A 26,131-nucleotide genomic window follows, 5' to 3' on the forward strand; every position below is an offset into this window, starting at 1 on the left:
ATGATTACAAAGAATAAAGCTAAATATACTTTAACATTTCCTGTAAACATTATTCCAATAGTTGCAGGAAAACTTCTATATATTGTGGCGCTGCCTCTATTTTATAATAAATCAAAAATGTCCGTATATGAAGTCATTATCAGCATTGACTGATCCTACCTATGCCCCCAAAAAAGAGTTAAGCCATTACGATCGGTTCTGGTTGCAATTCATGAATGATAAAAGAGATCTTCCGTTTGTTTATCTTTTAACTTTTATCCATCTTACCGTAGTTCCGGTAGCGGCATTGCTCCTTACCCCCTTATTAAAAGGCTGGATCTGGTGGGCCGTTGCGCTCCCCTATTTTTACATAGCACAGTTTTATTTCAAAGGAAGATTCGGGCTTATGTTTCACTGCCTTTGCCACCGGAAAATGTTTAAACCCGCTTATCAGCAAGCCATACACAACTATATTACCTGGATCATTTGTCCGCTGTTTGGGCACGCGCCGGAGGGGTATTTCAGCCATCATCTGGGGATGCACCATGTGGAGAACAATAACGAAGCAGACGCCAGCAGCACCATGGCTTACCAACGGGACAGTTTGCGAAGCTTTTTTGCCTATTTTTTTAATTTTTTATTTCTGGGCTTCAAGCAAACTTTTCAATACTTATTCAGAAAAAAAAGAAAGAAGCTTTACACGCGGTTTACTTTTGGCGAGTGGCTATTTATTTTCTTTTGCATAGGCATGTGTTTTGTGCACCTGAAAGCAACGCTGGTCATTTGGGTGATCCCTTTCTTTTTTGCACGCTTTGTAATGATGCTGGGTAACTGGACGCAACATTCTTTTATTGATCACAGTGATCCGGAAAACCTTTATACCAACTCGATCAATTGCATCAATACCCCCTACAATAAAGTGTGCTGGAATGACGGCTACCATATCATTCATCATTTAAGACCCGGCATGCATTATACAGATATGCCGGCAGAATTTTTAAAAAGAGCGGATGAATTTGCCGCCAACAAAGCCATTGTATTTGACGGCATTCACTATCTGCATATTTTTATTTACCTGATGACGAAACAGTACAACAAGCTGGCAGATAATCTTGTAAACATCAACGATATGTTTGAAAGCCGCGACGCAGCCATAAAACTGATGAAACAGCGTACCAAAAAAATTGTGGCGCAGGCGGCTTAATCTATTGCACTACTTTATTGGCGCAGCAGGAGCTGGCGAAGGCTTCGGGCTTTGCCTTAAATACAAAACCCATCCCGGTAATGTAGCCGATGGCTTCTTTAAGGGCATCGTGACTTTTATACATTGGATCAGTGTTAATGTCCACATGCACTTCCATATCCACCTGGTGCGAAGTGAATACATCGCTCAGGGAGTAGGCTACTTCGATACTGCGCGCCACTTCCGTGATCATGCGCTGGCGGATGCTCATTTTTTCCCGGGTGGTTTCATTGGTTAAATACATAAAACCGCCACGGCCTTTGCGGATAAATACAATAGCAGTAGCAAATTCTGTATCTGCCCCTTTTACCTGACTGTCCGTACCAATGCAAACTTTTAGCTGGCTGCCCATTTCGCGTTCCCGCAGGATGACCCCATGCAACTCCTCTTCGATATAGGTGTTAACGCGTTCACCGGTTAGCTTTCTCCATTGTTTTTTGTGTTGCTGCATATAAAATCTGGTTTTTACTTGTTAAAAAAGCGCCCACCATCTTTCGCACATAAAATCACTGTCAATCGGAAAATCTTTGGTAAATTATTGATTATGATTCATCCTAAATAAAAAATATTTTCCACCGGTTGGGTAAATATGTGGATAACTTGAAAGAACGCTTAACGCAGAACGTTAAATGCGCAACGCAAAATCTGATGGCTGATGTCTGATTTTTTGACATCTGATGTTTGACGTCTGACGTTTCACGTTAAAGCCCCCGAAACATTGGCATCAACGACGCCCCATTGACCATTGCCTATTCACTTCTCACTAAAACAACCTTCCCTGCTGTCCCGGACGCCGAAAGCCGCTTCGACTGAGTCCTGTCTCTCCTTCATTCATTTTATACAACTTACCGTATTTGGCATACTGCTGCGCAATGATCTGTGCAATGCTTCCTTCTCCGCGCATGCGCAATCCCCAGCGGGAATCGTTCACTTTTCCGTTATGACTTTGTTCAATAAGATGCCATATTTTATCGGCGCGGTCCGGAAAATTTTTGTACAGCCAGTCATGAAATAAAAACTTAATCGCACCGTTCAATCTAATGAAAGTATAGGCAGTAAAAGTAGCCCCCCTGTCTGCTGCTGCTTTCATGATGCGTTGCATTTCATGGTCATTTAACCCCGGGATCATCGGCCCCATCATGACCCCCATTCGTACACCGGCCTTGCTCAATTCTTCAATTACCCTTAAGCGCTGCTGTGCCGTGGTGGTGCGGGGTTCCATTACCCGCCGCAGGTCTTCATTAAATGATGTCACGGATACCATGGCTCGTACAATATTTTTTTGGGCCATCTCCTGCAGCACATCTTTATCTCTTAAAATACCCGCGTTTTTTGTAAGAATGCCCACGGGTTGGTTGAACTCATTACATACCTCCAGCAACCCTCTTGTTAACCGGTATTTTTTTTCTGCGGGCTGATAACAATCGGTGTTCCCGCTCAGCATGATGGGCTCCGGCTCCCATTTGGGATGCATCAGTTGCCGGCGCAATAACTGCGGCGCGTTTTTCTTAACAATGATCTTCTGCTCAAAATCCATCCCGGCACTGTACCCCCAGTACTCATGCACATTACGGGCATAACAATAAATACAACCGTGCTCGCAGCCGGCATAAGCGTTCATACTATAGCCCATTCCCACATCCGGACTTTCCACCTTGTTTACGATGGTTTTTGCCTCTTGTTCAATATACTGGGTAGCCAGGGTTGGTTCGTCCCAATCATCAATGGCTTCAATATGTTCCCTTACCGTTTCGTTCTTTAAAAACCGGTTGGGCGTATTAATTTGCGCGCCACGTCCCTGATGGTACTGCTGCGCTTCCTCTTTTTTGGTGACAGCCACTTTGAAATGATCTTGTTGCAATCTTTCTGTATTCATTTTCTTAAGAATTAAGATATCAATTGTCAGTTATCAGTTTCTGCCAGTCTGCTACCAACAACTGAAGACTAAAAACTGATAACTGATAACTATTTCCTAAAATAACTCCGCCTGCTTTGCCAGCACCGGCGTTCCTTTAAATTCAAATCGCTCCACTACTTTATAAGGGTCATCAGGCGCTGTTTTTTTCAGCAGGGTCATTTGCGCTGCTATAAACTTTCCCCTGAAATTTTTATTGTTATACTCCAGCCAGCCGCTTTCATATTGCCAGGGCTTTAATCGCCGGGCCAGGGTAATATGCGGCTCCAAAATAAAATGCGGTTTGTTGTCGTTATCTAGCTTCAGCATCGCCTGGGTTTCGGTGCGAATACTCTTTACCAACTGCTGAATGCCCGTTCGGGAGACCACCTTTATATAAATAGTATGCGATGGAAAAATTCCGTAATTCATCAGTTCCACACCAAACGGCGACCAGGCTACTGCCGTATTACGAAATTTTTTACGAATGCGCTCCTCCGCCCCTTCGTACTGGGTATAGCTCACGAGAGTTATATGCGGTTTTCCCCGGATGGCTTCTTCCGCCTTGTATTTATCATAAAACAACTGCTTCTCCTGCCGGATGCGGCCAGACAATTCTTCACCCGGTTCCAGCAGTAAAAGGTAGGCTGCAGCGGCTCCTGTTTCCATATTAATCTTTTCGTCAAAACTAAATAAATTAGCATATAAATACTAATTTATTTAGTTAAACAGGGCAAAAAAAATCGCCCCTGCTTAATTCAATTTGGAAGGAGCCACCATTTCAAACTCAGGAATCTCAACAGAAAATAACTGGTGTATTTCCTGGTTCTCCATTTCATAACTGCCCTTCATTTTGCCCATTTCTGAGCGCAGGTTGCACCCACTCATGTACTGATAAGTCTCTCCGGGGGCCAAAACGGGCTGCACGCCCACAACGCCCTCTCCTTCTACCTGGCGATAGCTTCCGTTACTATCAAAGATATACCAGCTTCGCCGTAACAATTTTACGGAGAAGGGATTATAATTTTCAAGGGTGATGCGGTAAGCAAACATAAATTCAGCTTGCAGGGCATTGCTGTATTCCGGCTGGTAAAATACTTCAACATTTACATGAATACCTGCTGAAATTAAGCTGCTCATGAATTGATAATTTTAGTAAATATACCATTTTTCCGCTGGGATTCCATTTATTATGGAGGTAGTTTTTACTACCTTTGCGGGCCAGTATCGCTTGTTAAACAAATATACCTGTTTAACTTTTTTAGATAGTATCATTTACGTGCTGAAATACAGGGTAAATTAGTCTGCGCACTAACAGAACTTAATTAAAATATTTAAACAAAGTATTCATGAAAATTGCAGTAGCAAAAGGTGACGGGATCGGGCCGGAAATTATGAACGCCGTGATCCGAGTTTTTAATGCGGCGGAAGTACCCCTGGAGTATGAGTATGTGGATATGGGCAAATGGGTTTTTGATAAGGGATTTAACAACGGCATGACCGATGCGGCCAAACAAACCATTGAAGAGCTGGGCATTCTGTTTAAAGGCCCCATGGAAACACCTAAAGGAAAAGGGGTAAAAAGTATTAATGTAACCGCGCGAAAAACATGGAATACCTATGCTAATAAAAGAGTGTTCCAAACCCTGCACGGCGTGGACACCGTTTTCAGCAAAGCCGGGATACCCATCGACATTACCATTGTTCGCGAAAATATTGAAGATACCTACGGTGGCATCGAACATATGCTGACGCACGATGTGGCCCTGAGTCGCCGTTTTATTACGCGGCCGGGCAGTATGCAGGTCATCCGCTATGCTTTTGAAATGGCGAAACAGAAAAATGCGCGCCGGATTACCTGCGGCCATAAGGCGAATATTATGAAACTCACCGACGGATTATTCCTGGAATGTTTTTATGAGGTGGCAAAGGAATACCCGGAACTAAAGGCAGATGATGTGATCGTGGATGATCTGTGTATGAAACTGGTGGTGCAGCCCAACAACTTTGATGTGGTGGTGCTCACCAACCTCCAGGGTGATATTGTATCCGATCTTTGCGCCGGCCTCGTGGGCGGTCTGGGCTTTGCTCCTTCTGCAAACATCGGCGATCATATTTGCATTTTCGAAGCAGTGCATGGAACAGCGCCCGATATCGCGGGAAAAAATATCGCCAATCCAACCGCCCTGTTGTTAAGCGGGATCGCCATGCTGCGCCATGTAGGTTTACTGGAAAAAGCTGCCCACATCGAAAACGCTTTATTGTACACGTTGGAACAGGGCGTGCATACCGGTGATTTTGGCGACAAATCGGTTCCCCCGGCAAATACTACGGCATTTGCAGATACCATTATTGCGAATATTGGCAAAAAACCACAGTTGAATGCGAAGCCGGAACTGGCAGATGTGGCCAGCACCTGCACCGTGCTGCACCCCGATAAAAATACCATGCTGGAGTCAAAGGAAACCAGCCAGGAAAAAATCGTGGGGGTGGACCTGTTTATCGAAAGTTCCGAGCTTCCCGAAGTGATCGCAAAAAAATCGCAACGGCATGCGGGCGTAAAATTTAAGATCGTAAATGTCAGCAACCGCGGTACCCAGGTTTGGCCAACAGGGTCTGTATTCACCGACCTGGTAAACCAGTATAATGTACGTTTTGAAAGTATCGACGGGCATTCGCTGAATCAGCAGGATGTAATTGGGTTATATGTGAGCATGAGCGGTGATTTTAAGATCTGTTCGCTGGAATTACTGAATGAGTGGGACGGCAAGAAAGCCTACAGCCTGGCACAGGGGCAGTAGCCTACACTTAACCGCCAGGAAAAGGCGCCTGTAAATCAAAAACTTCGCGCTTTTGGCGAGATTTTTTTGCCTACTTAAAATTTTGTATTTTTAGCTATTATGAAAAATGTAACGATTGTAATTGCCTGCCTGTTGCTCAGCGCTTCTGAAATTTATGCGCAGCACACCCTTGTTCAGAAATGGAAAACAACGGATTCTATTCCCGTGCCCGAATCTGTATTACCCGTGCCGGGAAAGAATACTTTGTATGTTTCCCTAATCGACGGAAAAGGAAACGAAAAAGATGGAAAAGGCGGAGTCGGTATTATTAATAAAGACGGTACGGTTAAAGACCTTAATTGGATTACAGGATTGAACGCACCCAAGGGATTGGGGCTTTATAAAAACAAACTTTATGCTGCCGACCTTACCGATGTGGTAGTAATTGATACCAAAGCAGGAAAGATAATAAAGACCATCCCCATTCCCGGGGCCGTTTTTTTAAATGATATCACTACCGACAGCAAGGGAACGGTTTATGTTTCGGACACCCGTTTGGGCAGGATCTACCGGATCGTAAACGATCAGCCGGAATTATATTTTGAGGCAGCGCCCGGCGCCAACGGCCTAAAGGCTATTGGGTCCGATCTTTATGTACTGGCGGCAAAGGATCTTTGGGTGCTGGATAAAAACAAAAACAAGAAGATTATTGCTACAGGGTTTCAAACAGGCGGTGACGGGCTGGAACCCGTTGGTAACGGCGATTTTTTGGTTACCTGCTGGGCAGGAATCATTTATTACGTGCATGCCAACGGTCAGTTTGAAAAGCTGCTGGATACCCAGGGCAAAATGAATACCGCCGATCTTACTTATGACGTACAAACAAAAACCTTATACGTTCCCACCTTTAATGCCTGCAGCGTGGTGGCTTACGAGCTGAACTGATCTCCCAAAATGTAGAATAAGAAATATTAAATGTAAAAGTAAATCCTGCTTCAGCAACAAAATTTTTTGCCCTAATGTGGCTTTATTCCTTATTTTGATTTCTTATTTGATATTTTACATTTTTCATTTCCATAAGTGCGAGATCTCTCTTCGTTGCCAATGACAAATGTCTTAAAATCGTGAAAACCGGTCATTAATATTATCGTCGTTTCGACTTTATATTAGTGAGCCAAATTAATGCATCGACGACATACTATTCTTTCGTTACCCTAATCGCAGTTCCGAAGGCTTTCGAGACGGAGCGGAAGCCCGCCCGGCTGAACGCCGTTCGGGCGGGGGTCTCTCAATTCCAGGGCTGTTTGGTATCACAGGGATGCCTCGGCTCCATTGTATTGCGCTCGGCACGACGAAAAGAATAATTGGTTTTAAATACATAATGTAATCTGTCACTGGCACGGAGCGGACCCCGGCTTTTGTCGGGACGGGAGTTGGGATAGCGAACGGAGAAATCTCGTTCTTTAATAATGAGATTTACCTTCGGTGAAAAAAGTTCTCTTCACCCTCCCCGACCGGGCTGCGTCTGGCTCATTGTTTTTTTGTTGGTGCGTACCACCGCACTAGCCTGCACGCAACACCAACAAAGGGGCCGCACAAAAAAACCGGCCTGTTACAAGACCGGTTTATTAATATAAAGATGTTATACAATTAATAGAACAAGGTGTACAGCGCTACCAGAATACCACAGATAATCAGCGCGCCCACCATAAAGCCTGAATTCACTTTAAACATTTTAGTATCTACTTCCAGACCGTGCGGCTGCACGCCTTTTGCCGTCTCAATTTTGGATATTATGTACATACCAATAATACACAAAGCAAATACGATTCCCATTCTGTCCAGGAATGGAATTTCATAAACGCCGGTGGCATTGGGAACGGAGAAGCCGATGGGCGAAAGGAACTCCAGGTTCATGACCCCGGGCAGGAACTTCAACAACACGGAGAATATGAATCCCCCGATAGTGGCAAATAACGCCGCCGAAGAAGTGGTCTTTTTCCAGAAAAATCCCAAAAGGAACATCGCAAAAATACCTGGTGATACAAAACCGGTATACTCCTGAATAAACTGGAACCCGCCTTTTTTATCAATGCCCAAAAATGGAGAAATAATAATCGCCAGGATCATGGCCACCACGATCGCCACCCTTCCGATACCCACCAACTGCTTTTCTGAAGCATTGGCATTGATACGCTTTTTATAAATATCCAAAGTAAAGATCGTGGAGATACTATTAATCTTACCTGCCAGCGAAGCCACAATTGCCGCAGTAAGCGCCGCAAAAGCCAGCCCCTTTAATCCTGCAGGCAGCAGGTTCAACAATACGGGATAGGCTCTGTCCGGATTCATCTCTCCATGCTCGATCATCTGGGCCTGGAAATCCACACCGCCTACTACACCTTCCTTATGTAAAATATAAGCGGCGATACCCGGGATCACCACAATAATGGGCATTAATAATTTCAGAAACCCGGCAAATAACAAACCCGAACGGGCCGTTTTGAGATCGGCGCCCAATGCACGCTGGGTAATATACTGGTTGCAGCCCCAATAGTTCAGGTTTACGATCCACATCCCTCCCAATAATACCGTAAGCCCCGGCAGGTCCAGGTAATTGGGATTATCCCGCTTCAGGATCATATGAAAATGGTCATCAGCCTTTGTTTTCAAAGTACTCAACGCACTCATAACCCCGTCCAGCTTAAAGTGGTCCGCAACCATGGATAAAGCCAGGTAGGTAGTAGCCAGGCCGCCCAATATCAGGAAGAATACCTGTATCACGTCTGTATAGCCGATCACCTTCATACCCCCTAATGCGATCACCAGCGCAAACAGGGCCAGCATCGACATACACACCCAGAAGTTAATGCCCGAAATAGTGCTTACCGCAAGCGCTCCCAGGAACAATATTGAAGTAAGATTTACGACAACATATAATAACAGCCAGAACACCGCCATGATCATTGCCACCGTTCCGTTATACCGCTGGTTCAGGAATTGTGGCATCGTGTATATTTTATTTTTTAAATACACGGGCATAAAGAAAACCGCTACGATCACAAGCGTGGCCGCCGCCATCCATTCATAGGTAGAAATGGCCAGGCCTATTTTAAAACCACTGCCGCTCATCCCGATAAACTGTTCGGCAGAAATATTGGAAGCGATCAACGAAGCGCCGATAGCCCACCAGGTGAGCGAACCTTCTGCCAAAAAATAGTCGTGAGATGCGGAAACCGAAGCCTGCTTCTTTTTTCTGTACACCCAATACCCGTAAGAAGCCACGATCAAAAAATAGATAGCAAAAACGATATAATCCGAAAGCGCTAACTGATTACTCATATGTCTGCAATATTAAATGTTGTTTAATAATTTCGCTAATATAATATATTAACGCTATCTCTTTATTATAATGTTTAACTTTTATTCAACTGGTAATAGACGTCGCTCCAGCGCAGCTCGTTTTTAAAATGATACAGATCCGTATTCCTGTTGATCAGCGTAAATTCTATGCCCGCCATGGTAGCAAAGTCTTCCAGGTGCTCTGCCGTAAGATTTTGCGAGTAGCAGGTATGATGCGCCCCCCCGGCGAGGATCCAGGCGGCGCAGCCGGTATTCATATCTGGCAGCGGTTTCCACAATACCCTTGCTACCGGCAATTTGGGCAGGCTATGCATCGGCGCCACGGCTTCCACTTCATTCACCAGCAGCCGGAACCGGTTGCCCATATCCATCAGCGAAGCATTCAGCGCATTGCCCGAGGCGACGTTAAACACCAGGCGCACGGGATCTTCCTTGCCTCCAATGCCCAGCGGGTGTATTTCACAAGACGGTTTTTTCAGGGCAATGCTCGGGCAGATCTCCAGCATATGCGAACCTAAAACCAGCGGATCCTGCGGATCAAAATGGTAGGTATAATCTTCCATAAATGAATTGCCGCCTTTCAGCCCGGTTGCCATGGATTTCATGGCACGCACCAATGCCGCTGTTTTCCAGTCGCCCTCACCGGCAAAGCCATATCCCTTTTGCATCAGCCGTTGGGAGGCGATGCCAGGCAATTGCTTCATGCCATGCAGGTCTTCGAACGTATCGGAAAAGCCCTTAAAATTCCCCTGCTCCAGGAATGCGGTCATCCCCAGTTCAATCCGGGCCGCATCTCTTAAAGACTGATATTGGGCTCCGTCCCGGTTTAATGCGGCCACTACTTCATAAGTATCAAAATATTCCTGCACCAGCCGGTCTGTTTCCGCATCGGATACCTGGTTGATCACGGCCACCAGGTCGCCAATGCCATAAGTGTTGACACTGTAACCAAACTTCAGTTCCGCCTCCACTTTATCGCCATCGGTTACCGCCACATAACGCATATTATCACCAAAGCGAACAAATTTAGCGCCCTGCCAATCGTTCCAGCCAATGGCTGCGCGGCTCCAGGCTTCCATCCGTTCCAAAACTTTTTCATCCTTCCAATGCCCCACCACTACTTTGCGGTGTTTGTTCATCCGGCTCAGCATAAAGCCAAACTCCCGGTCGCCATGGGCAGACTGGTTGGTATTCATAAAATCCATATCAATACTATCCCAGGGAATATCCCTGTTAAACTGGGTATGAAATTGCAGTAATGGTTTATGCAGGATCTTTAACCCGTTGATCCACATTTTAGCCGGGGAAAAAGTATGCATCCAGGCTATAATGCCGATACAGGAGGTATTGTAATTAGCTTCGGCCAGTGTCTGATAAATTTCTTCCGTACCTTTTACGGTTTCTTTCCAGATGATCTTTACCGGTATTTTTGAAGTGCCGTTTATATAATTTACTATTTCCTGCGAATGTGCGGCCACCTGCTTTAATGTTTCATCGCCATACAAATGCTGACTCCCGGTTACAAACCACAGCTCCAGTTCTTTTACATCATTCATGTAGATAGATTTTTTTTATTGTCTCTGAATATTTTTTTACGATTGGCCATAATAGCTGTCCGGGCCATGTTTGCGCTGATAATGTTTATCCATCAGGGCTTGTTTTAAGCGCGGCGCTTGCGGATTTATTTGCAGTGTCAGATAAGCCATCTTTGCCACTTGCTCCAGTACGGCGCTGTTATGTATGGCCTTATGCGCATTTTTACCCCAGGTAAAAGGAGCATGGTTGCCCACCAGGATCATTTCCACTTCATTATGATCTAGCTGATGCTCTTTGAAATGATCGATGATCTGGAAGCCGGTTTGTATCTCGTAATTTCCTTTGATCATTTCATCATCCATGGGCAGTGCACAGGGAATATTTGCAATGTTGTAATCGGCATGCGTCGTTCCAAAAATGGGAATCTCTTTTTGCGCCTGCGCCCAGGAGGTGGCATAAGTGGAATGCGTGTGCACAATACCGCCGATCTCTTTCCAGTGTTTATACAATACAGCATGCGTTTGTGTATCCGAACTGGGGTTCAGCGTTCCGCTAACGGTTCTCCCGTCAAAATCCACTACTACCATTTTTTCCGGAGTCAGGTCTTCATAAGCCACCCCACTGGGTTTGATGGCAAACACTCCTTCTTTCCTGTCTGCCTCACTGGCATTACCAAATGTAAACAACACCAGGCCCAATTGCGGCAACTGCATATTGGCTGCATAGGCTTTCTGACGGATCTCTTCAAATTGCATAACTAAAAATTATTTGCTTCTAAAAACGCACCGATCTGGTTATAGCGTTGCATACGTTTTTTATAATATTCATGACGTACGGGATCGGGAAAGAATTCCTGGTCGAACCCCTGCCCCATGGCGCTCATGGCATCTTCCACTTTGGGATAAATACCCGCAACCGTTGCGGCAAACATTGCAGCACCAATAGCACAGGTCTGTTCCGATTTGTGAATGCGGATCGGCATGCCCATTACATCTGCCATTACCTGCATGATATATGGTGATTTTCTGGCAACCCCGCCCACACCGATCAGGCCTTTTATGGGAACCCCTTCCTTTTCAAAACGATCCACTATTGCCTTGGCGCCAAAACAGGTAGCTTCCACCAGTGCTTTGAAAATTTTGGGCGCGTTGCTCCCCAGGTCCAGCCCCGTCAACGCCCCATGCAACAACTGGTTGGCATCTGGTGTTCTTCTGCCGTTCAGCCAATCGATCGCGTATAAATCATTTTCTTCTAATGGTAATTGCGCGGCGGCTTCTGCCAATGCCGGTATTATTTTAGCAGCAATTTCATCCATAAGCGCATCAGCCGTCGTTGCATCGAATTGCCCTGATTCTTTAAGAAAACGCATGGGCCATAATAACAGGTTCTTAAACCAGGCATACACATCCCCAAAGGCGCTCTGACCCGCTTCCAATCCGGTCATTACCGGGATCACAGAACCCGTAACCTGGCCACAGATACCTTTCACTGTTTTATTATCAGCCAGATCTCCGGAGGGCACCACCAGCATATCACAGGTGGAGGTTCCCATCACTTTACTCAGGAAATACGGCTCAATTTGACCGCCCACAGCGCCCATATGCGCATCCATAGCGCCTATACCAATAACCACCTCTTCGGGCACGCCTAATTTACCAGCCCATTCTTTGCTGATAGCCCCTGCCGCCACGTCTGCCGCAAAAGTTTCTTTGGGAAGATGCTCTACAAAACCCTCCAGCACCGGGTCCAGGGTGGCAAAAAATTCATTGGGCGGAAAGCCGCCAAAGGCTTCGGACCATAAAGCTTTGTGCCCGGCGGTACAGACCCCTCTTTTTAAGTTGGCGATTTCCTTACCTCCGGTTAGCAAAAAAGGGATCCAGTCGGCGTGCTCTACCCAACTGGCCGCCGCTGCTTTTACCGCCGCATCGGTTTTAAAAATATGCAACAGTTTTGCCCAGTACCATTCGCTTGAATAAACACCGCCCACATACTGCAGATAATCTGTATCGAATTTTTTTGCATGGGCATTGATCGCACCAGCTTCCTGCGTGGAAGTGTGATCTTTCCACAGGACAAACATCGCGTTGGGATTTTCTTTAAAAGCTTCTGTTAATGCCAGCGGCGTACCCGTAGCATCCACGGCTACAGGCGACGAGCCCGTGGTATCTACCGAGATGCTTTTGATCTGTGCCGCAACCGTGGGCCCGGCTTGTTTAACACAATCTTTAATAGTAGCCTCCAACCCTTCAATATAATCCAGCGGATGCTGGCGAAATTGTTTTTTTGCCGGATCGCAGTACATCCCCTTTTTCCACCGGGGGTAATAAAAAACGGAAGCCGCTATTTCTTCTCCGTTTAAGGCGTTCACAATTACGGAGCGAACGGAATCCGTTCCATAGTCCACTCCTATAACATAAGCTTCTTTCATTTGACGATGCCCGTTTTGAGGTTAAAAATACAATTTATTTATAATAATTGTAAAAACTACAATTATTTTTATTAAAACAGAACCGCCAGCCGGGGGTCGGTGAAATCCCGGATAAAAAAGCGGACATTCTCCAAATGGCTGAATTCGGACGGCCCGTGGCCTGTTGTGATCACCACGGCGTCCATACCTGCGTTCTGAGCGGCTTCCACACCTTTGGGAACATCCTCAAACACCAGGCATTCTTCCGGCGGCAACTGCAAGGCCGCTGCACACTTTAAAAATGTTTCAGGATTGGGTTTGCTTACAACCACATCATCGGCAGTAATGATTGCGGAAAAATAAGCTCTCAGGGGCAGGTTATCAACCACAAAATCGACATTAAAAGGGATCGCAGCGGTACCAATGGCCATTGCAATATGTTGCGCTTTTGCCTTTTCTAAAAAACCGGCAACGCCATTGACGCCCCTGAGATACGGCAAAAATCCCGCCTGGTATATTTGTTCTTTCCGGACGGAAATGCGCCCCTTTTCTTCTTCAGTAAAATGCTCTCTGCCAAAAATACGGTCCAGCACTTCACTGTTTTTCCCGTACATTTCCCGGGCTACTTCATCAACCGTAAGGGTGGCTCCCAGTTCTTCGTTCAAAATCCTGTGCCATGCTTTGGTATGAAAAGGCATGTCATCGATGAGCGTTCCATTCAGATCAAAAATAAATCCCTTATACTTCATTTCCTTATTGGTTAAAGCCGGAAATTTACTGAGAAATAAACGGTTTCGGGTTGCTTAATTTAAAATGTAGTTAAGCGATTTACGGACAGCGCGGCCACCAGTGGCTGATCATTATAGACGGTAATATAAAAACGTATTAACTATTGTCTGCCTAACGGCTATAATTCTTCTGTTCCTGTATTCTTTTCACGAAAAAACCCGCCATTATTGACGGGCTTTTTACTTTTTCGAGGTCCCGAGCGGATTCAAACCGCTGTGGAAGCTTTTGCAGAGCTCTGCCTGATCACTCGGCCACGGGACCATTTCCTCTTTGAAGGCTGGCAAAAATAGGGTATTTTTGGGAATTCAATGACCTTTTTATGAGCAGAATAGCAGAATCGGAACTGATCATTAATAACAGGGGAGCTGTTTATCACCTGGACCTGCGTCCGGAAGAAATAGCAACAACCATTGTAACCGTAGGCGATCCGGACCGGGTGCGGGAATTCAGTAAATATTTCGATACCATCGAGGTACAGCGGCAACATCGCGAGTTCGTGACCCATACCGGTCTTATTGCAGGCAAACGGCTTACCGTCCTTTCCTCCGGCATTGGCCCGGATAATATTGACATTGTTATGAACGAGCTGGATGCCCTGGCCAATATCGATTTTGATACCCGCACGATCAACCCGGTGCTAAAAACCCTGAATATCATCCGCGTGGGCACTTCCGGTTCGCTGCAGGCCGATATTCCGGTAGACAGTTTTGTAGCGTCTACTCATGGATTGGGGCTGGATAATTTGCTGAACTTTTACCGCCCGGAACAAACAGATGAGGAATCACAAATTTTGCATTCCTTTACCACCCATGTGCAGATGCAGGGCATAAGCACCCCTTATATCACCGGCGCCGCCCCCTCCCTGCTCAAACATTTTGTAGACGGGTTTCACCAGGGCATTACGGTTACCTGCCCTGGATTTTACGGACCGCAGGGACGCGTACTGCGCCTGGGCGTACGGAACCCGCAACTGATCGACCGCCTGGCGGATTTTGGTTTCGGGCAGCACCGCATCTCTAATTTTGAAATGGAGACCTCTGCCATTTTTGGTCTCGGCCGGTTGCTCGGCCACAATTGCCTTGCGCTGAACGCGATAGTAGCCAACAGAATTGTGAAAGAATTCAGCAAGGACAGTAAGACGGCCATTGAGAACCTGATCCTAAAATTTTTGGATACTTTTAAAAATAATTTTTAAACCGGCACCAGAACAGATGGCAACTGTTTTGCTACGCTCGCTTCATCGTTCCGGTCACCCATTCACCATTCACTATTGACTATTAACTACCAACAATGAACCTAACATTTTATAAATATCAGGGCACGGGAAACGATTTTATCCTGGCCGACAATCGCAACGGAAATTATTCGCAGTTGACGGTAGAACAGATCAAAAAGCTTTGCGACCGCCGTTTTGGTATCGGGGCGGATGGCATGATGCTCCTGGGGGAACAGGAAGGGTATGATTTTGAAATGCTCTATTTTAATGCCGACGGCAACGAAGGCAGCATGTGCGGCAATGGCGGCCGCTGCATTGTACGGTTTGCCAACGATATCGGCATCAAAAAAAATGAGTACCATTTTATTGCCGCGGACGGCCCGCACGAAGCCACAATTGATGGGGAAACCGTATCCCTGAAAATGAAAGACGTTGAGGGCATACGACGCTATAAAACGGATTCCGTCCTCAACACCGGCTCGCCGCATTACGTGCAACTGGACACAGACGTTATGCACCTGGATGTTTTTAAAGAAGGGCAAAAGATCCGTTATAATAAAGATTTTGCCGAAGAAGGGATCAACGTCAATTTCGTACAGGTAAAAAATGAAGACAGTCTCATCGTTCGTACTTATGAGCGCGGGGTTGAAAACGAAACGTATTCCTGTGGCACGGGCGTAACGGCGGCGGCCCTTGTTTTTCATCACAATGACAACGGGTTTAATGCGGTGGATATCGAAACCATCGGCGGCAATTTAAATGTGCGCTACAACAGGGAAATTGACGGCTCTTTCAATAATATCTGGCTGAAAGGCCCTGCCATCCGGGTTTTTGAAGGCGCTATTAACATTGCAGACAATGATTAAATATTTTAAGAACATCGATCACCAAACGGTAGAAATTTCGGAACCTGAAAATGACAGTTGGGTTAATGTAGTGCCACCATTGAAGCAGGAAGAATTTCACGAATTGGCGGAAGAACTGGAGATCCCGATAGATTTTCTTTCCGATTCGCTGGATATTGACGAGCGCAGCCGTTACGAGGAAGAAGACAATGTAAAACTCATCGTAATAAAAACGCCAACGGAAAATAATTCTTTTAATGAAAGCGATGCTTATTACATTACCATTCCCATCGTCGTTATTCTTACCCACAACCACATCGTAACCGTTAATTCGTTTGAGAATCCTGCCATTAAAAAATTCCTGAACACTTTCCAAAACAGGCAACCAGACAAAAAAAGCCTGATGGCCGTAAAGATCATTGAAAAGGTGATCCAGAATTTTATGGAGTATCTGAAGGAGATGAACCAGAAACGAAACGGGATCGAGCAGAAGCTCTACAGCGATGGCAAAAACGAGCACCTGCTGGAGTTGATGCGGTTACAAAAAAGTCTGGTTTATTTTGTAACAGCCCTCCGATCCAATGAACTGCTATTAGCAAAAATACAGCGGACCCGGTTCCTGAGCCTTACCGAAGAAGAATCGGAATTGCTTGACGACCTGATGGTCGACAACTCCCAGGCCCTGGAGATGGCTCATATTTACACCAATGTAATGAGCAGCACCATGGATACTTTCGGGAATATGGTGGCCAATGATCAAAAGCAGTTTCAGAAAAAAATGGCGGTTATCGTTATCCTGTTAAGCATCCCCCTGTTAGCTGCCGCTATCTTTGGTATGAATGTGCATCATGGCATGGAACAATCGCCCTACCCCTTTTACATTATCGCTGTAATTGCGCTGCTGCTTGTGCTCCTGCTGCTCTTATTGACTTTTAGAAAAAAAATATTTTAATGTCTATAACCTCTTTCAACATCCGCGTGTACGGAATTTTGGTAAATGATAAAAAACAGGTTTTGGTAAGTGACGAACTTATTTTAAATAATGATGAGGTCACTAAGTTTCCCGGGGGCGGACTGGAATTAGGAGAAGGGCCTATCGATTGTTTGATCCGGGAATGCCGGGAAGAAATGAATACTGAAGTAAAAGTTACGGAGCACTTATATACCACGGATTTTTTTCAACAGTCGGCATTTAATGAGCAGCACCAGCTTATTTCCATTTATTACCTGTTAGCGCCCGTGTTTCCTCTTTCCTACCCGGTGAATAATAACGGGCCGGTCTTCCCTGATCATGTTTCGGAAAATTTCCGCTTTGTCGACTGGGATTATTTTTCTCCGGATACGGTAACACTGCCCATTGATAAAATTGCAGCCGCTGTATTGAAACAACGGCTATAACCCTATGGCATCGCCACACATATCCGAATAATTTTTGAATGCAGCTTTTAATCCCCGCTATGAAACGGTTTAAACTTGCCATTGTTTTAGCAACCTGTTCCCTTATTGCAGCTACCTGCAGCAAAAAAGATGCGCTGTTCGCCAATAACTCCGGTGGAAATTCAGCGGCGTATAACAGATCTGTAGGGGCTTCGGCAAAAGAACTGTTATCTGCAAACCCTTACACGGCTCTTTCGGTAGAAATTGTCTATATGCCCGGGTATGCTCCCCAGCCCGCAGCATTAGATCACCTGAGGCAATTTCTTATAAACCGGCTGAATAAACCTGCCGGAATTACCATCACCACAAGGGCGATCCCCGATACCGCTTCCCAGCTAAATCTGGACCAAGTGGCCCATATTGAAAACAAGGATCGCTCCGCCTTTAATACAGGAACGCAAATGAGCCTTTATATTCTTTACGCCGGCAGCAGCTATACAGAACCGAACACCCTGGGTATTTCCTACCGCAACAGTTCTGCCGCGCTTTTTGAAAAAACCATTTACGCCCATTCCGGTGGCTTTGGGCAGGTAACCCGTGCGGTACTGGAAGCTACGGTATTGGAACATGAGGTTGGACACCTGATGGGACTTGTGGACCTTGGCTCGCCGATGCAAACAACCCATAAAGATGCGCAGCATGGCAATCATTGCAACAACAACCAATGTCTGATGTATTACGCCACAGAAACTACTGATTTTTTCTCCGCTTTACCGGGTGGCAGTATTCCGGTCCCTGATGCCAATTGCCTGGCAGATCTGCGGGCCAACGGGGGGAAATAGGTTGCGGGTTAGAGATTTCCGGTTACAGGTTACTAATCACGACTGATAACTATCTGCTGATCCCCTGGTAATAGTTATAAATCTTCACACGCAACAGATATTCGTATTTACCCCCGATCAGGTCAATATTTGCCCGGTCCAGATTATTTTTAACTGTCAGGTACTCCACGGAGTTCCAGGTGCCCACGGTAAACCGTGCTTCGGCTGCCTGGTAAGACTGCTGTAAAGCGGCAGCCCGTTCCTGCAGTTTTTGATAACGATCGTAAGCCGCATTCATATTTACATAAGCCGTTTGAATATTTTGCTGCAGCGCTGTTTTCACCTGTGCGTTCAGCAACTGCGCATCTTTGAGGTCCAGCTTTGCCAAACGCACATTATTGCGTAGTTGCAGGTTACTAAAAATGGGTATCGATAAAGAAAATCCCAGGTTCTTGCCTATGTTATTTTTAAGCTGGTCGCCAAGGCCGCCGTTAAACTGTGTATAGTTGCTCCCCAGGCCATAACCAAACCCCAGTGAAGGAAGCAGTTTTCCACGGGCCGCTTTCAGCTTATACCCTGCGCCCTTCAACGCATAATCAGCCGCTTTAACCTGTGCAAAACGCTCCAGCGCCGTGCTATATGCCGTTGTTACATCTGTTGCGTTTTTTTCAAAGATCTCCGTAGCAGGCATGCGCTCAAAAACCATACTGGTATCATAGGCAACGTTCATCAAAGCACATATATTAATTTTCGCCGTTTCCACATCCCGCCGGGCATTGATCATCGTAGCCTCATCCCCTGCATACTGACCCTTCATATCAAAAAGATCCGAGGGCGCTATCGCTCCTTTCGCATCCATATCCTGCAGCCGTTTTACCTGTTTGGCTGAAAGTGACGCCTGTTCAGTATTCTGAACCAGCATGTCTTCAAAATTCATCAATTGCAGATAGGCCAATATCGTATTGAGGGTAATATTATCCTTTTGTTGCTGCCAGCTCATTTTGCTGGCTTCTGCGTTCATAGCAGCTTGGCGCACCGTGTGCTGCAAGGCCAGCCCCTGGAAGATGGTAACACCGCCCGACACATTATAACTTCCGGAATAAAAACTCCGGTCTACATATCCGTTGGTGGTTTTATCAATGCTGCGCCCGAAATACCATCCGTGATTAACGGAGGCGTTCAGATCCGGGAGCATATTCAGCCGGGCCTGCTGCCGGCTTATTTCATCGCGTCCCAATTGGTTCTGCGCCATGGTAACCTGGAGATTATTATCCAGCGCCTTATCGATGCACTGCTGCAGGGTATAATGCTTGTCCTGCGACAGCACTGTTTGCGAAAAAATTATTAAAAAAAATCCAATAAAAAACTTCATAATTTAAATTATAAGTTATCCGTTACAAGCAGCAACCCATCACTTCTCCTTCACCATTCACCTTGCACTGCCGCTTCATTCCTTATGCTACCTTTATTATTTTACCTTCTCACATTTCCACTCCCGGTAGCTATCGGGACTCACATTTCCAAATTCTTATTCCTCATTCCGCCGGTACTTCCACCTGTCCGTCCAGCAAATGAATGATCCTTGAACCATATTCTGCATTCTTCTCAGAGTGGGTCACCTGGATGATCGTTACCCCTTCCTGGTTCAGTTGCCGGAACAGTTCCATGATTTCTTCGCCCTGTTTTGAATTCAGATTGCCTGTTGGTTCATCTGCCAGCAATAATTTGGGGCTGCCGATCAGGGCACGCGCAATGCCCACCAACTGCTGCTGCCCGCCGGAAAGTTGAGGCGGAAACAGGTCTTTTTTGCCCACAATATTAAAGCGATCCAGCATATCCGCCACCATGGCTTTGCGTTCCGATGTTTTCACTCCTTTGTATAGCAACGGCGTTTCAATATTTTCATAAACGGTCAATTCATCGATCAGGTGATAGGCCTGAAAAACAAAACCAATATACTGTTTGTACAAAGCAGTGCGCTGTTTCTCTTTTAACGACTGTACCGCTTCTCCCATAAAATGATAGGTACCTTCATCAAAATCATCCAACATACCGACAACATTCAGCAGGGTAGATTTTCCCGATCCCGAGGGGCCCATCACCGACACAAACTCACCTTCATCGATATCCAGGTTAATATCCTTCAATAAAAAAGTACGGTTGATCCCTGTGTTCACCCATTTGTAAATTCCTTTTAGCGATAACAACATATTTTTTGATTTCTGATTTTTTGATTTTCGAATTGTGGCTTTACAACCAGATGGCCCATATCTGCAACCATAAACAGAATACGGCAACCGCAATGCCACCAATACAATCAACTAATTATCATAGACTTAAAAAAACAAACCGCAAAGACCTGTACGGTTTTAAAACAAAAAGTGTACGGTTTTGATACACCCGGATCAATTTAGGATTTCGGATTTTTTGATCTCTGATTTATGGCTTAGGTTATTATTCTTCATTCTCACATTTCCACATTAATCACTCGTTCCGCCGGCACGAGCTCCCTCGCCAGCTTCGCAGGTGTCGGGACGACGTTCGTTTTATTAGTGTAATATTCTTTCATTTCCACATTCCCATATTTCCATATTTTCACTCCCGATAGCTATCGGGATTCAAATTCTCAAATTTTAAAATTAATCACTCGTTCCGCAATGTCTTCACCGGGTTCGCCCGCGCCGCACGTACGGCCTGCGTTCCAATAGTAAAGAGGGCAATCAGGACTGCCGCTATACCCGCGCATACAAACATCCACCATTCGATCCCCGTGTGATAGGCAAAATTTTCTAGCCACCGGTGCATAAAGTACCCCGCAACCGGGGAGGCGATCAGGATGGCCAGGAACACCAGCTTTACAAAATCGCCGGATAACAATGCAACGATATTACCAACTGATGCGCCTAATACCTTCCGCACCCCGATCTCTTTTATACGCTGCGTTGTTAAAAATGCGACCAGGCCAAACAACCCCAGCCCCGCAATAATAGCAGCCAGCGTTGCGAACCCGGATAATATCATTGCCAGGCGTTCTTCTGCCTTGTATTGCGCATCATAGGCTTCTTCCATAAAATGATATTCAAAAGGCAGCTCCCGTTCATACTTTCGATACAACTGTTTAATCTGGTTCAGCACCAGCGGCAGGTTAGCACCTGCGTTGATCTTTGCAAACAGGCAGCCGTTACTACCCGTCCATACCGAATTATCCCCCTGCCATACAGCATTGCTGTCGGCATCCGATAGCACGGCTATAACTAATGGCTGAATAGCGTATTGCAGCGATTTCCAGTTAAAATCCTTTAACACACCGGATATAACAAAAGGATCGATTTTCTGATTGAGGGGCGCTTTCCCCAGGTTCAATTGTGCCACCGCTGCTTCATTTAAAAGCACACTTTGTTTCATTTTATAAAACAACGGATCCGCCGGCGGTACTTTCCACTGCAACCCTAAAGTGGAAATGAAATCCTGATCCACGTTCAGTACCGGCATCAGGATCATTTTTCCCGTTGCCCGTGGCGTAACCCCCGTCATGTCGTAGCCTCCAAACAGCGGACGTAAGGCGATACTTGTTTTTTGAATACCGCCGATCGCCCGCACTTCCTGCTTAAATGCCCGTGAATGCCGCACCAACTCTTTTCCAAAGGGAATCGTTACAACATTTTCCCTGTTTATTCCCGTATCTGCCGTTTTTACAAACCGGATCTGTCGCACAATCACAATAGCACAAAGCATAAAAATAACGGCAACCGCAAATTGGAATATGGTAAAAAATTTGCGCGCTCCGGCGCCGCTGCCTTTTATGAATCGCCCGTACAGGGTGGTTACAGGCTTAAATGCCGACAGTACCAATGCCGGATATACCGATGCCAGCAGCGTGATCATCAAAAATAAAACACCAAAGCTAATAAGCAACCGGTGTTGCCGGATAAATGAAGGGTCGATCTTTATTTTTAAGGTATCAAAAAACCAGGTCTGTAAAGCGGCGCACAGGATATAGCCCATGATGAAAGCAATCCCGATGCACAAAAACGACTCTGTAAAAAACTGAACGGTAAGATTGCTTCGTCCCGCTCCCATTACTTTCCTTATGCCTACTTCTTTTGCCCGGAGCACTGCCCGTGCGGTGGCGAGGCTTACATAGTTAATTAACGCCAAAAGCAATATAAACGCTGCTATAAAAGGAAATATTTTAAGGTATTTTACCGTATTCACATCGCTCCCTGATTCCGTCCGGAAATGTTGCATCGGCATCCCTACAAATCTTCCGTCCGTCTCACCATCTTTTTCCTTTCGTAACTGTACCAGCGCGCGCGCTACTTCCGGAATAGCGCTATCATCTTTTCCGGTAAAAAAAGTTATAAAATCAAACTTGTCCTTTTCCGCCAGTTGCCGAAGTTCCGGTATGGCCGACCTACTGAACAAGGAAGCCACAAAATCGTACCGGATGCTGGAGTTGGAAGGCGGGTTTGCTGCAACACCGGTAATCGTAAGATTATATGCATTATTGTACCGCAATACCTTGCCGACCACATCCGTGGTACCGAAATATTTTAATGCCATTGCTTCAGACACTACAACAGACAACGGATTTTGCAATACCTGCCGGCTGTTGCCTTGTAACAATTGAAATGAGAAAAAGCTAAAAAAATTACTATCTGCAAAAGCAAAAGCCGGTTCGGAAAATTTAAGGGATGGTTGTGCGGGATTTTGAATAATAGCATTTTCCTGCCCTTTTCTTATCCTTAAAAAAGAGGCTACTGAGGAAGTCCGTTTTGCGGCCATTGGTCCGGCGGAATACCCTAAACGGGGCACAAACAGTGAATCCCCGTTATCGCCCATCCGGATGCCCATCGAAAACATCCGGTCTGCATTTTTATGAAAAAGGTCAAAACTATTTTCATGCTTTACATACAAAATGATCAGCATAGTGGCGGCCAGTCCAATAGCGAGCCCGGCAATATTGATCACCGAGAATATTTTGTCTTTCCGGATACTGCGCCAGGCGGTTGTTAAATAATTTTTAAACATAGAATCAATTGCTGATTTGAGATTTATGATTTTCTGATTGCTGATGTTTCTCGTCTTGGGACAAAAATTCCTTCCTGCTCACTATCCCCCATTTACCATTCACTATTGTCCATTCACTATTGACTTTAATCTATACCTCTATCACTCTATGGGCTATGAATATTCAATACGTTTGGCGTCTGATGGCTGACGTTTATCGTTTCTCGACAATAACTTTTTCCTGTTCACCACTTTTACATTATTTATTCTTCATTTTCACATTCCCACATTCTCAAATTAATCACCCGTTCCGCCGGCACAAGCTCCCTCCCCAGCTCTGCAGGTGTCGGGATGACGCGTTTTATTAGTTCAATATTCCACATTTATTATTTTTCATTTCCAAATTTTCACATTTCCAAATTCTCAAATTTCCACATTTGTTACATTTTCAAATTATTCACTCCGTCCGCAATGACTTTACCGGATTGGCCGCAGCAGCCCGGATGCATTGTCCGCTTACCGCAATAAAAGCGATCAATAAAACCAGGAAAGCCACCCCGGCAAATACCAATGGGTTAAGCGTTATTTTATAATAAAAAGTTCCCAGCCATTTTTGTGCTGCCAGCCAGGCTACCGGTAGAGCGATCAGCACGGCAATCAGCACCAGGCCTAAGAAGTCTTTACTCAATAAACCAATAATACCCGGTTCTGTTGCACCCAGGACCTTCCGGACTCCAATCTCTTTTTTTCTTCGTTCCACCGTAAAGGAAGACAATGCAAATAAGCCTAAACAGGAAATAAGAACAGCCAGCGCCGCCATATATTTTGACAGCACCGAGATCCGTTGTTCATTTTGATACTGCGCCTGGAAATCATCGTTCAAAAAACGATAATCAAATGTATAACCCGGGGCAAAAGAAGCATATAGTTTTTTTATATGCGCCAGGGTTGCCTGTTCGCTTCCATTCGTAATTCCGACCATAACGGTATTTGCCTCATTGGTTTCAATTTTTAGAAAGGCTGGCTCTATTTTGTCGTGCAAGGATGCATAATGAAAATCCTTTACAACGCCAACGATCGTTCTGGGCTGCCCCCAAAGCTGTACTATTTTGCCAACAGGGTCGTGAAGCCCCATTGCTTTGACCGCTGTTTCATTAAAAATAATAGCATTGGAATCTGTTGGGTACGCTTCTGAATAAGCACGACCCATTATCAACTGTAATCCCATTGCTTCCATTGCGCCATATCCTATTCCAATATTTGTAAACCTGATGCTGGTGTTGGGGTTTTTACCAGCCCAATCCAAACCGGTTGTATGCCCCTGCCCCGGCAAAAGGAAAGATTGGACGACAGGGCCCGCATTTTTTACCCCTTTTATTTTTTTTAGTTCTGCCATAAAAGCCTCTTTGTTGTTGCTTAAAGGCCCGTCTATCGTAAAGTAAAACACCTGGTCTTTATTAAATCCAAGATTCCTATGCTGCACATACCGGATTTGCTGGTACAAAACCTGAACGCCCAGAAGAAAAACCGCAGACAGGAAAAACTGAAAAATCACCAATCCCTTACGGGCCATTATTTCACCTGCAGAAAACTGCAATTTGCCTTTAAGAATAGCTACCGGTTTAAAACCCGACAGGTACAATGCCGGGTATATGCCCGACAGGAGACCTGTTATCAGAATGATTGTCACGGAACCAACCAAAAAAGGTATGTCCGGACGCAGGGACAGTTGTTTGCCTGTCACCTCGTTAAATCCAGGCAGAAATAAGAACATCAGCAATAAAGCAAGCAGGTATGCAAAGAACGACAAGAGCAGCGACTCCGCGAGGCCTTGCAAAACCAGTGCTTTCCTGGCAGCTCCCAGCGTTTTTTTAACTCCTATTTCTTTTAAGCGCAGGGAAGCTTTCGCAGTCGTCAGATTAATAAAATTAATGCAGGCAATTAACAGTATAAAGCCACCAATTATGGAAAACAACCGCACATACTCGATTCGGCCGCCTGTTAAAACACCCTCTTCATAATTATTATACAAATAAGCATCCGTAAAAGGCCGCACAAACAGGGTCGTTTTCATATAAGAGAGCTTTGTCTTTAAATAGCCTTCAATTTTTTTATTGAAAGCCTGAATATTGCTCCCTTTTTTTAATACAAGATAAGTATAGGGCGCCTGATTATCCCAGCTAATCGTTCTATTAAACAACCGGGGGCTCATAAATAATTTATGTGTAAAACAGATATCAAATTGTTCGGCTGCTGTGTTGGGAAGATCTTTAAATATTGCCGCAATAGTCACCATACCCTTAAAATTGGACAGGGACCAGTTCAATGTTTTCCCAATAACATGCTGAGTGGTACCAAACAGTTTCACTGCCATGGTTTCCGAAACAGCAACCGATTCTTCATTTTTTAGGGCATTGTCCGCGGAGCCAGCCAGCAAAGGATAGGAAAAAACACGAAAAAAATTACTGTCGGCAAACTGGCCCTTTATTTTGAATACCCGTTGCTGCATTCCTTGTGTTGAAACAGAAAAATTCCAGGGAATTTGCGATGCAGGCATTACAGCGGTCGCCCGTTCAATTTCCGGCATTTCTTTGCTGATAGTAGCCGCCAGGAGATCAGGAGTGTATTCCTGTGTAACGGTTTTGTTAGTGTTATGGACCTGTTCCATAACCTGATAAATACGCCCGGCATCTTTAAAAAACCGGTTCACAGACAATTCATTCTGCACCCACAAATAAATCAGCAACGTACTGGCGATCCCTATAGAAAGTCCTGCAAGGTTGATAATGAACGTAGAACGGGAGCGTCTGAGCCCTCTTATAATCATAAATAAGTTAAGTCTGTTCATAATTCTTTTTTAAACATTTTTGG

The 26,131-nt window shown here is 45.3% G+C and carries 21 protein-coding genes and 1 tRNA gene; 8 read left to right on the forward strand and 14 right to left on the reverse strand.

All coding sequences use genetic code 11. The features are described from left to right. Positions 1-127 precede the first annotated feature (127 nt). On the forward strand, positions 128-1,183 hold the full coding sequence (locus tag NIASO_RS06740) for a fatty acid desaturase family protein (protein WP_008584965.1): 1,056 nt from the start codon (positions 128-130) through the stop codon (positions 1,181-1,183). Between the two features lies 1 nt (position 1,184). On the opposite strand, the gene NIASO_RS06745 is transcribed toward NIASO_RS06740, so the two are convergent. The 4 genes from NIASO_RS06745 to apaG form a co-directional block, all read right to left on the reverse strand. Further along, positions 1,185-1,673: a ribonuclease H-like YkuK family protein gene (locus tag NIASO_RS06745; RefSeq protein WP_008584964.1), complete on the reverse strand. Its 489-nt coding sequence runs from the start codon at positions 1,671-1,673 to the stop codon at positions 1,185-1,187. Between the two features lie 312 nt (positions 1,674-1,985). Next, positions 1,986-3,098: a PA0069 family radical SAM protein gene (locus NIASO_RS06750; protein WP_008584963.1), complete on the reverse strand. Its 1,113-nt coding sequence runs from the start codon at positions 3,096-3,098 to the stop codon at positions 1,986-1,988. 96 nt (positions 3,099-3,194) lie between these two features. Continuing rightward, complete coding sequence (locus NIASO_RS06755; protein ID WP_008584962.1) at positions 3,195-3,785, reverse strand: 2'-5' RNA ligase family protein; 591 nt, start codon at positions 3,783-3,785, stop codon at positions 3,195-3,197. Positions 3,786-3,869: 84 nt separating this feature from the next. Next, positions 3,870-4,256 (reverse strand): Co2+/Mg2+ efflux protein ApaG, encoded by a 387-nt coding sequence (apaG, locus tag NIASO_RS06760; RefSeq protein ID WP_008584961.1) that lies wholly within the window; start codon positions 4,254-4,256, stop codon positions 3,870-3,872. A 209-nt stretch (positions 4,257-4,465) separates the two neighbouring features. On the opposite strand from apaG, the gene NIASO_RS06765 reads away from it, so the two are divergent. Continuing rightward, positions 4,466-5,917, forward strand: coding sequence for an NADP-dependent isocitrate dehydrogenase (locus NIASO_RS06765; protein ID WP_008584960.1), 1,452 nt, complete (start codon positions 4,466-4,468; stop codon positions 5,915-5,917). Between the two features lie 99 nt (positions 5,918-6,016). Beyond that, positions 6,017-6,841: an SMP-30/gluconolactonase/LRE family protein gene (locus tag NIASO_RS06770; RefSeq protein ID WP_008584958.1), complete on the forward strand. Its 825-nt coding sequence runs from the start codon at positions 6,017-6,019 to the stop codon at positions 6,839-6,841. Between the two features lie 705 nt (positions 6,842-7,546). Here NIASO_RS06770 and NIASO_RS06775 read toward each other — a convergent pair. The 6 genes from NIASO_RS06775 to NIASO_RS20175 all read right to left on the reverse strand — a co-directional run bounded on the left by NIASO_RS06775 (position 7,547) and on the right by NIASO_RS20175 (position 14,252). Further along, on the reverse strand, positions 7,547-9,238 hold the full coding sequence (locus NIASO_RS06775; protein ID WP_008584957.1) for a sodium/sugar symporter: 1,692 nt from the start codon (positions 9,236-9,238) through the stop codon (positions 7,547-7,549). A 74-nt stretch (positions 9,239-9,312) separates the two neighbouring features. After that, complete coding sequence (gene araA, locus NIASO_RS06780) at positions 9,313-10,815, reverse strand: L-arabinose isomerase (protein WP_008584955.1); 1,503 nt, start codon at positions 10,813-10,815, stop codon at positions 9,313-9,315. A 36-nt stretch (positions 10,816-10,851) separates the two neighbouring features. Next, positions 10,852-11,550, reverse strand: coding sequence for an L-ribulose-5-phosphate 4-epimerase (locus NIASO_RS06785; protein WP_008584953.1), 699 nt, complete (start codon positions 11,548-11,550; stop codon positions 10,852-10,854). A 2-nt stretch (positions 11,551-11,552) separates the two neighbouring features. Next, positions 11,553-13,223, reverse strand: coding sequence for a ribulokinase (locus NIASO_RS06790; protein ID WP_008584950.1), 1,671 nt, complete (start codon positions 13,221-13,223; stop codon positions 11,553-11,555). A gap of 71 nt (positions 13,224-13,294) precedes the next feature. Beyond that, a complete protein-coding gene (locus NIASO_RS06795; RefSeq protein ID WP_008584949.1) occupies positions 13,295-13,951 on the reverse strand; it encodes an HAD family hydrolase in 657 nt (218 codons plus the stop codon). A gap of 230 nt (positions 13,952-14,181) precedes the next feature. Next, positions 14,182-14,252 (reverse strand) — tRNA-Cys (locus NIASO_RS20175). 58 nt (positions 14,253-14,310) lie between these two features. Here NIASO_RS20175 and NIASO_RS06800 point away from each other — a divergent pair. From NIASO_RS06800 to NIASO_RS06820, 5 genes are all read left to right on the forward strand, one after another. Further along, positions 14,311-15,186 carry a nucleoside phosphorylase gene (locus NIASO_RS06800; protein ID WP_008584947.1) on the forward strand — a complete coding sequence of 292 codons (876 nt, stop codon included), beginning with the start codon at positions 14,311-14,313 and terminating at the stop codon, positions 15,184-15,186. 95 nt (positions 15,187-15,281) lie between these two features. Then, entirely contained in the window at positions 15,282-16,073 is a 792-nt protein-coding gene (dapF, locus tag NIASO_RS06805) for a diaminopimelate epimerase (RefSeq protein ID WP_008584945.1), read from the forward strand. Beyond that, positions 16,066-17,004, forward strand: coding sequence for a magnesium transporter CorA family protein (locus tag NIASO_RS06810; protein ID WP_008584944.1), 939 nt, complete (start codon positions 16,066-16,068; stop codon positions 17,002-17,004). The genes dapF and NIASO_RS06810 overlap by 8 nt, the downstream gene beginning before the upstream one ends. Continuing rightward, positions 17,004-17,450 (forward strand): NUDIX domain-containing protein, encoded by a 447-nt coding sequence (locus NIASO_RS06815; RefSeq protein WP_008584942.1) that lies wholly within the window; start codon positions 17,004-17,006, stop codon positions 17,448-17,450. Before NIASO_RS06810 ends, NIASO_RS06815 begins: the two co-directional genes overlap by 1 nt. 59 nt (positions 17,451-17,509) lie before the next feature. Then, positions 17,510-18,271 (forward strand): M12 family metallo-peptidase, encoded by a 762-nt coding sequence (locus NIASO_RS06820; RefSeq protein ID WP_008584940.1) that lies wholly within the window; start codon positions 17,510-17,512, stop codon positions 18,269-18,271. 49 nt (positions 18,272-18,320) lie between these two features. On the opposite strand, the gene NIASO_RS06825 is transcribed toward NIASO_RS06820, so the two are convergent. The 4 genes from NIASO_RS06825 to NIASO_RS06845 all read right to left on the reverse strand — a co-directional run bounded on the left by NIASO_RS06825 (position 18,321) and on the right by NIASO_RS06845 (position 26,108). Next, positions 18,321-19,622 (reverse strand): TolC family protein, encoded by a 1,302-nt coding sequence (locus NIASO_RS06825; protein WP_008584938.1) that lies wholly within the window; start codon positions 19,620-19,622, stop codon positions 18,321-18,323. A gap of 163 nt (positions 19,623-19,785) precedes the next feature. Then, entirely contained in the window at positions 19,786-20,460 is a 675-nt protein-coding gene (locus NIASO_RS06830; RefSeq protein ID WP_008584936.1) for an ABC transporter ATP-binding protein, read from the reverse strand. Between the two features lie 433 nt (positions 20,461-20,893). Next, positions 20,894-23,281 carry an ABC transporter permease gene (locus NIASO_RS06840; RefSeq protein WP_008584935.1) on the reverse strand — a complete coding sequence of 796 codons (2,388 nt, stop codon included), beginning with the start codon at positions 23,279-23,281 and terminating at the stop codon, positions 20,894-20,896. A 436-nt stretch (positions 23,282-23,717) separates the two neighbouring features. Beyond that, on the reverse strand, positions 23,718-26,108 hold the full coding sequence (locus tag NIASO_RS06845) for an ABC transporter permease (RefSeq protein ID WP_008584931.1): 2,391 nt from the start codon (positions 26,106-26,108) through the stop codon (positions 23,718-23,720). Positions 26,109-26,131: the final 23 nt, after the last annotated feature.

Source organism: Niabella soli DSM 19437 (genome assembly GCF_000243115.2).
Lineage (GTDB): Bacteria > Bacteroidota > Bacteroidia > Chitinophagales > Chitinophagaceae > Niabella > Niabella soli.

Coding starts and splice junctions, on each gene's coding strand:
- NIASO_RS06740 (WP_008584965.1), top strand. CDS start 128: ATGAAGTCATTATCAGCATTGACTGATCCTACCTATGCCCCCAAAAAA.
- NIASO_RS06745 (WP_008584964.1), bottom strand. CDS start 1,673: ATGCAGCAACACAAAAAACAATGGAGAAAGCTAACCGGTGAACGCGTT.
- NIASO_RS06750 (WP_008584963.1), bottom strand. CDS start 3,098: ATGAATACAGAAAGATTGCAACAAGATCATTTCAAAGTGGCTGTCACC.
- NIASO_RS06755 (WP_008584962.1), bottom strand. CDS start 3,785: ATGGAAACAGGAGCCGCTGCAGCCTACCTTTTACTGCTGGAACCGGGT.
- apaG (WP_008584961.1), bottom strand. CDS start 4,256: ATGAGCAGCTTAATTTCAGCAGGTATTCATGTAAATGTTGAAGTATTT.
- NIASO_RS06765 (WP_008584960.1), top strand. CDS start 4,466: ATGAAAATTGCAGTAGCAAAAGGTGACGGGATCGGGCCGGAAATTATG.
- NIASO_RS06770 (WP_008584958.1), top strand. CDS start 6,017: ATGAAAAATGTAACGATTGTAATTGCCTGCCTGTTGCTCAGCGCTTCT.
- NIASO_RS06775 (WP_008584957.1), bottom strand. CDS start 9,238: ATGAGTAATCAGTTAGCGCTTTCGGATTATATCGTTTTTGCTATCTAT.
- araA (WP_008584955.1), bottom strand. CDS start 10,815: ATGAATGATGTAAAAGAACTGGAGCTGTGGTTTGTAACCGGGAGTCAG.
- NIASO_RS06785 (WP_008584953.1), bottom strand. CDS start 11,550: ATGCAATTTGAAGAGATCCGTCAGAAAGCCTATGCAGCCAATATGCAG.
- NIASO_RS06790 (WP_008584950.1), bottom strand. CDS start 13,223: ATGAAAGAAGCTTATGTTATAGGAGTGGACTATGGAACGGATTCCGTT.
- NIASO_RS06795 (WP_008584949.1), bottom strand. CDS start 13,951: ATGAAGTATAAGGGATTTATTTTTGATCTGAATGGAACGCTCATCGAT.
- NIASO_RS06800 (WP_008584947.1), top strand. CDS start 14,311: ATGAGCAGAATAGCAGAATCGGAACTGATCATTAATAACAGGGGAGCT.
- dapF (WP_008584945.1), top strand. CDS start 15,282: ATGAACCTAACATTTTATAAATATCAGGGCACGGGAAACGATTTTATC.
- NIASO_RS06810 (WP_008584944.1), top strand. CDS start 16,066: ATGATTAAATATTTTAAGAACATCGATCACCAAACGGTAGAAATTTCG.
- NIASO_RS06815 (WP_008584942.1), top strand. CDS start 17,004: ATGTCTATAACCTCTTTCAACATCCGCGTGTACGGAATTTTGGTAAAT.
- NIASO_RS06820 (WP_008584940.1), top strand. CDS start 17,510: ATGAAACGGTTTAAACTTGCCATTGTTTTAGCAACCTGTTCCCTTATT.
- NIASO_RS06825 (WP_008584938.1), bottom strand. CDS start 19,622: ATGAAGTTTTTTATTGGATTTTTTTTAATAATTTTTTCGCAAACAGTG.
- NIASO_RS06830 (WP_008584936.1), bottom strand. CDS start 20,460: ATGTTGTTATCGCTAAAAGGAATTTACAAATGGGTGAACACAGGGATC.
- NIASO_RS06840 (WP_008584935.1), bottom strand. CDS start 23,281: ATGTTTAAAAATTATTTAACAACCGCCTGGCGCAGTATCCGGAAAGAC.
- NIASO_RS06845 (WP_008584931.1), bottom strand. CDS start 26,108: ATGAACAGACTTAACTTATTTATGATTATAAGAGGGCTCAGACGCTCC.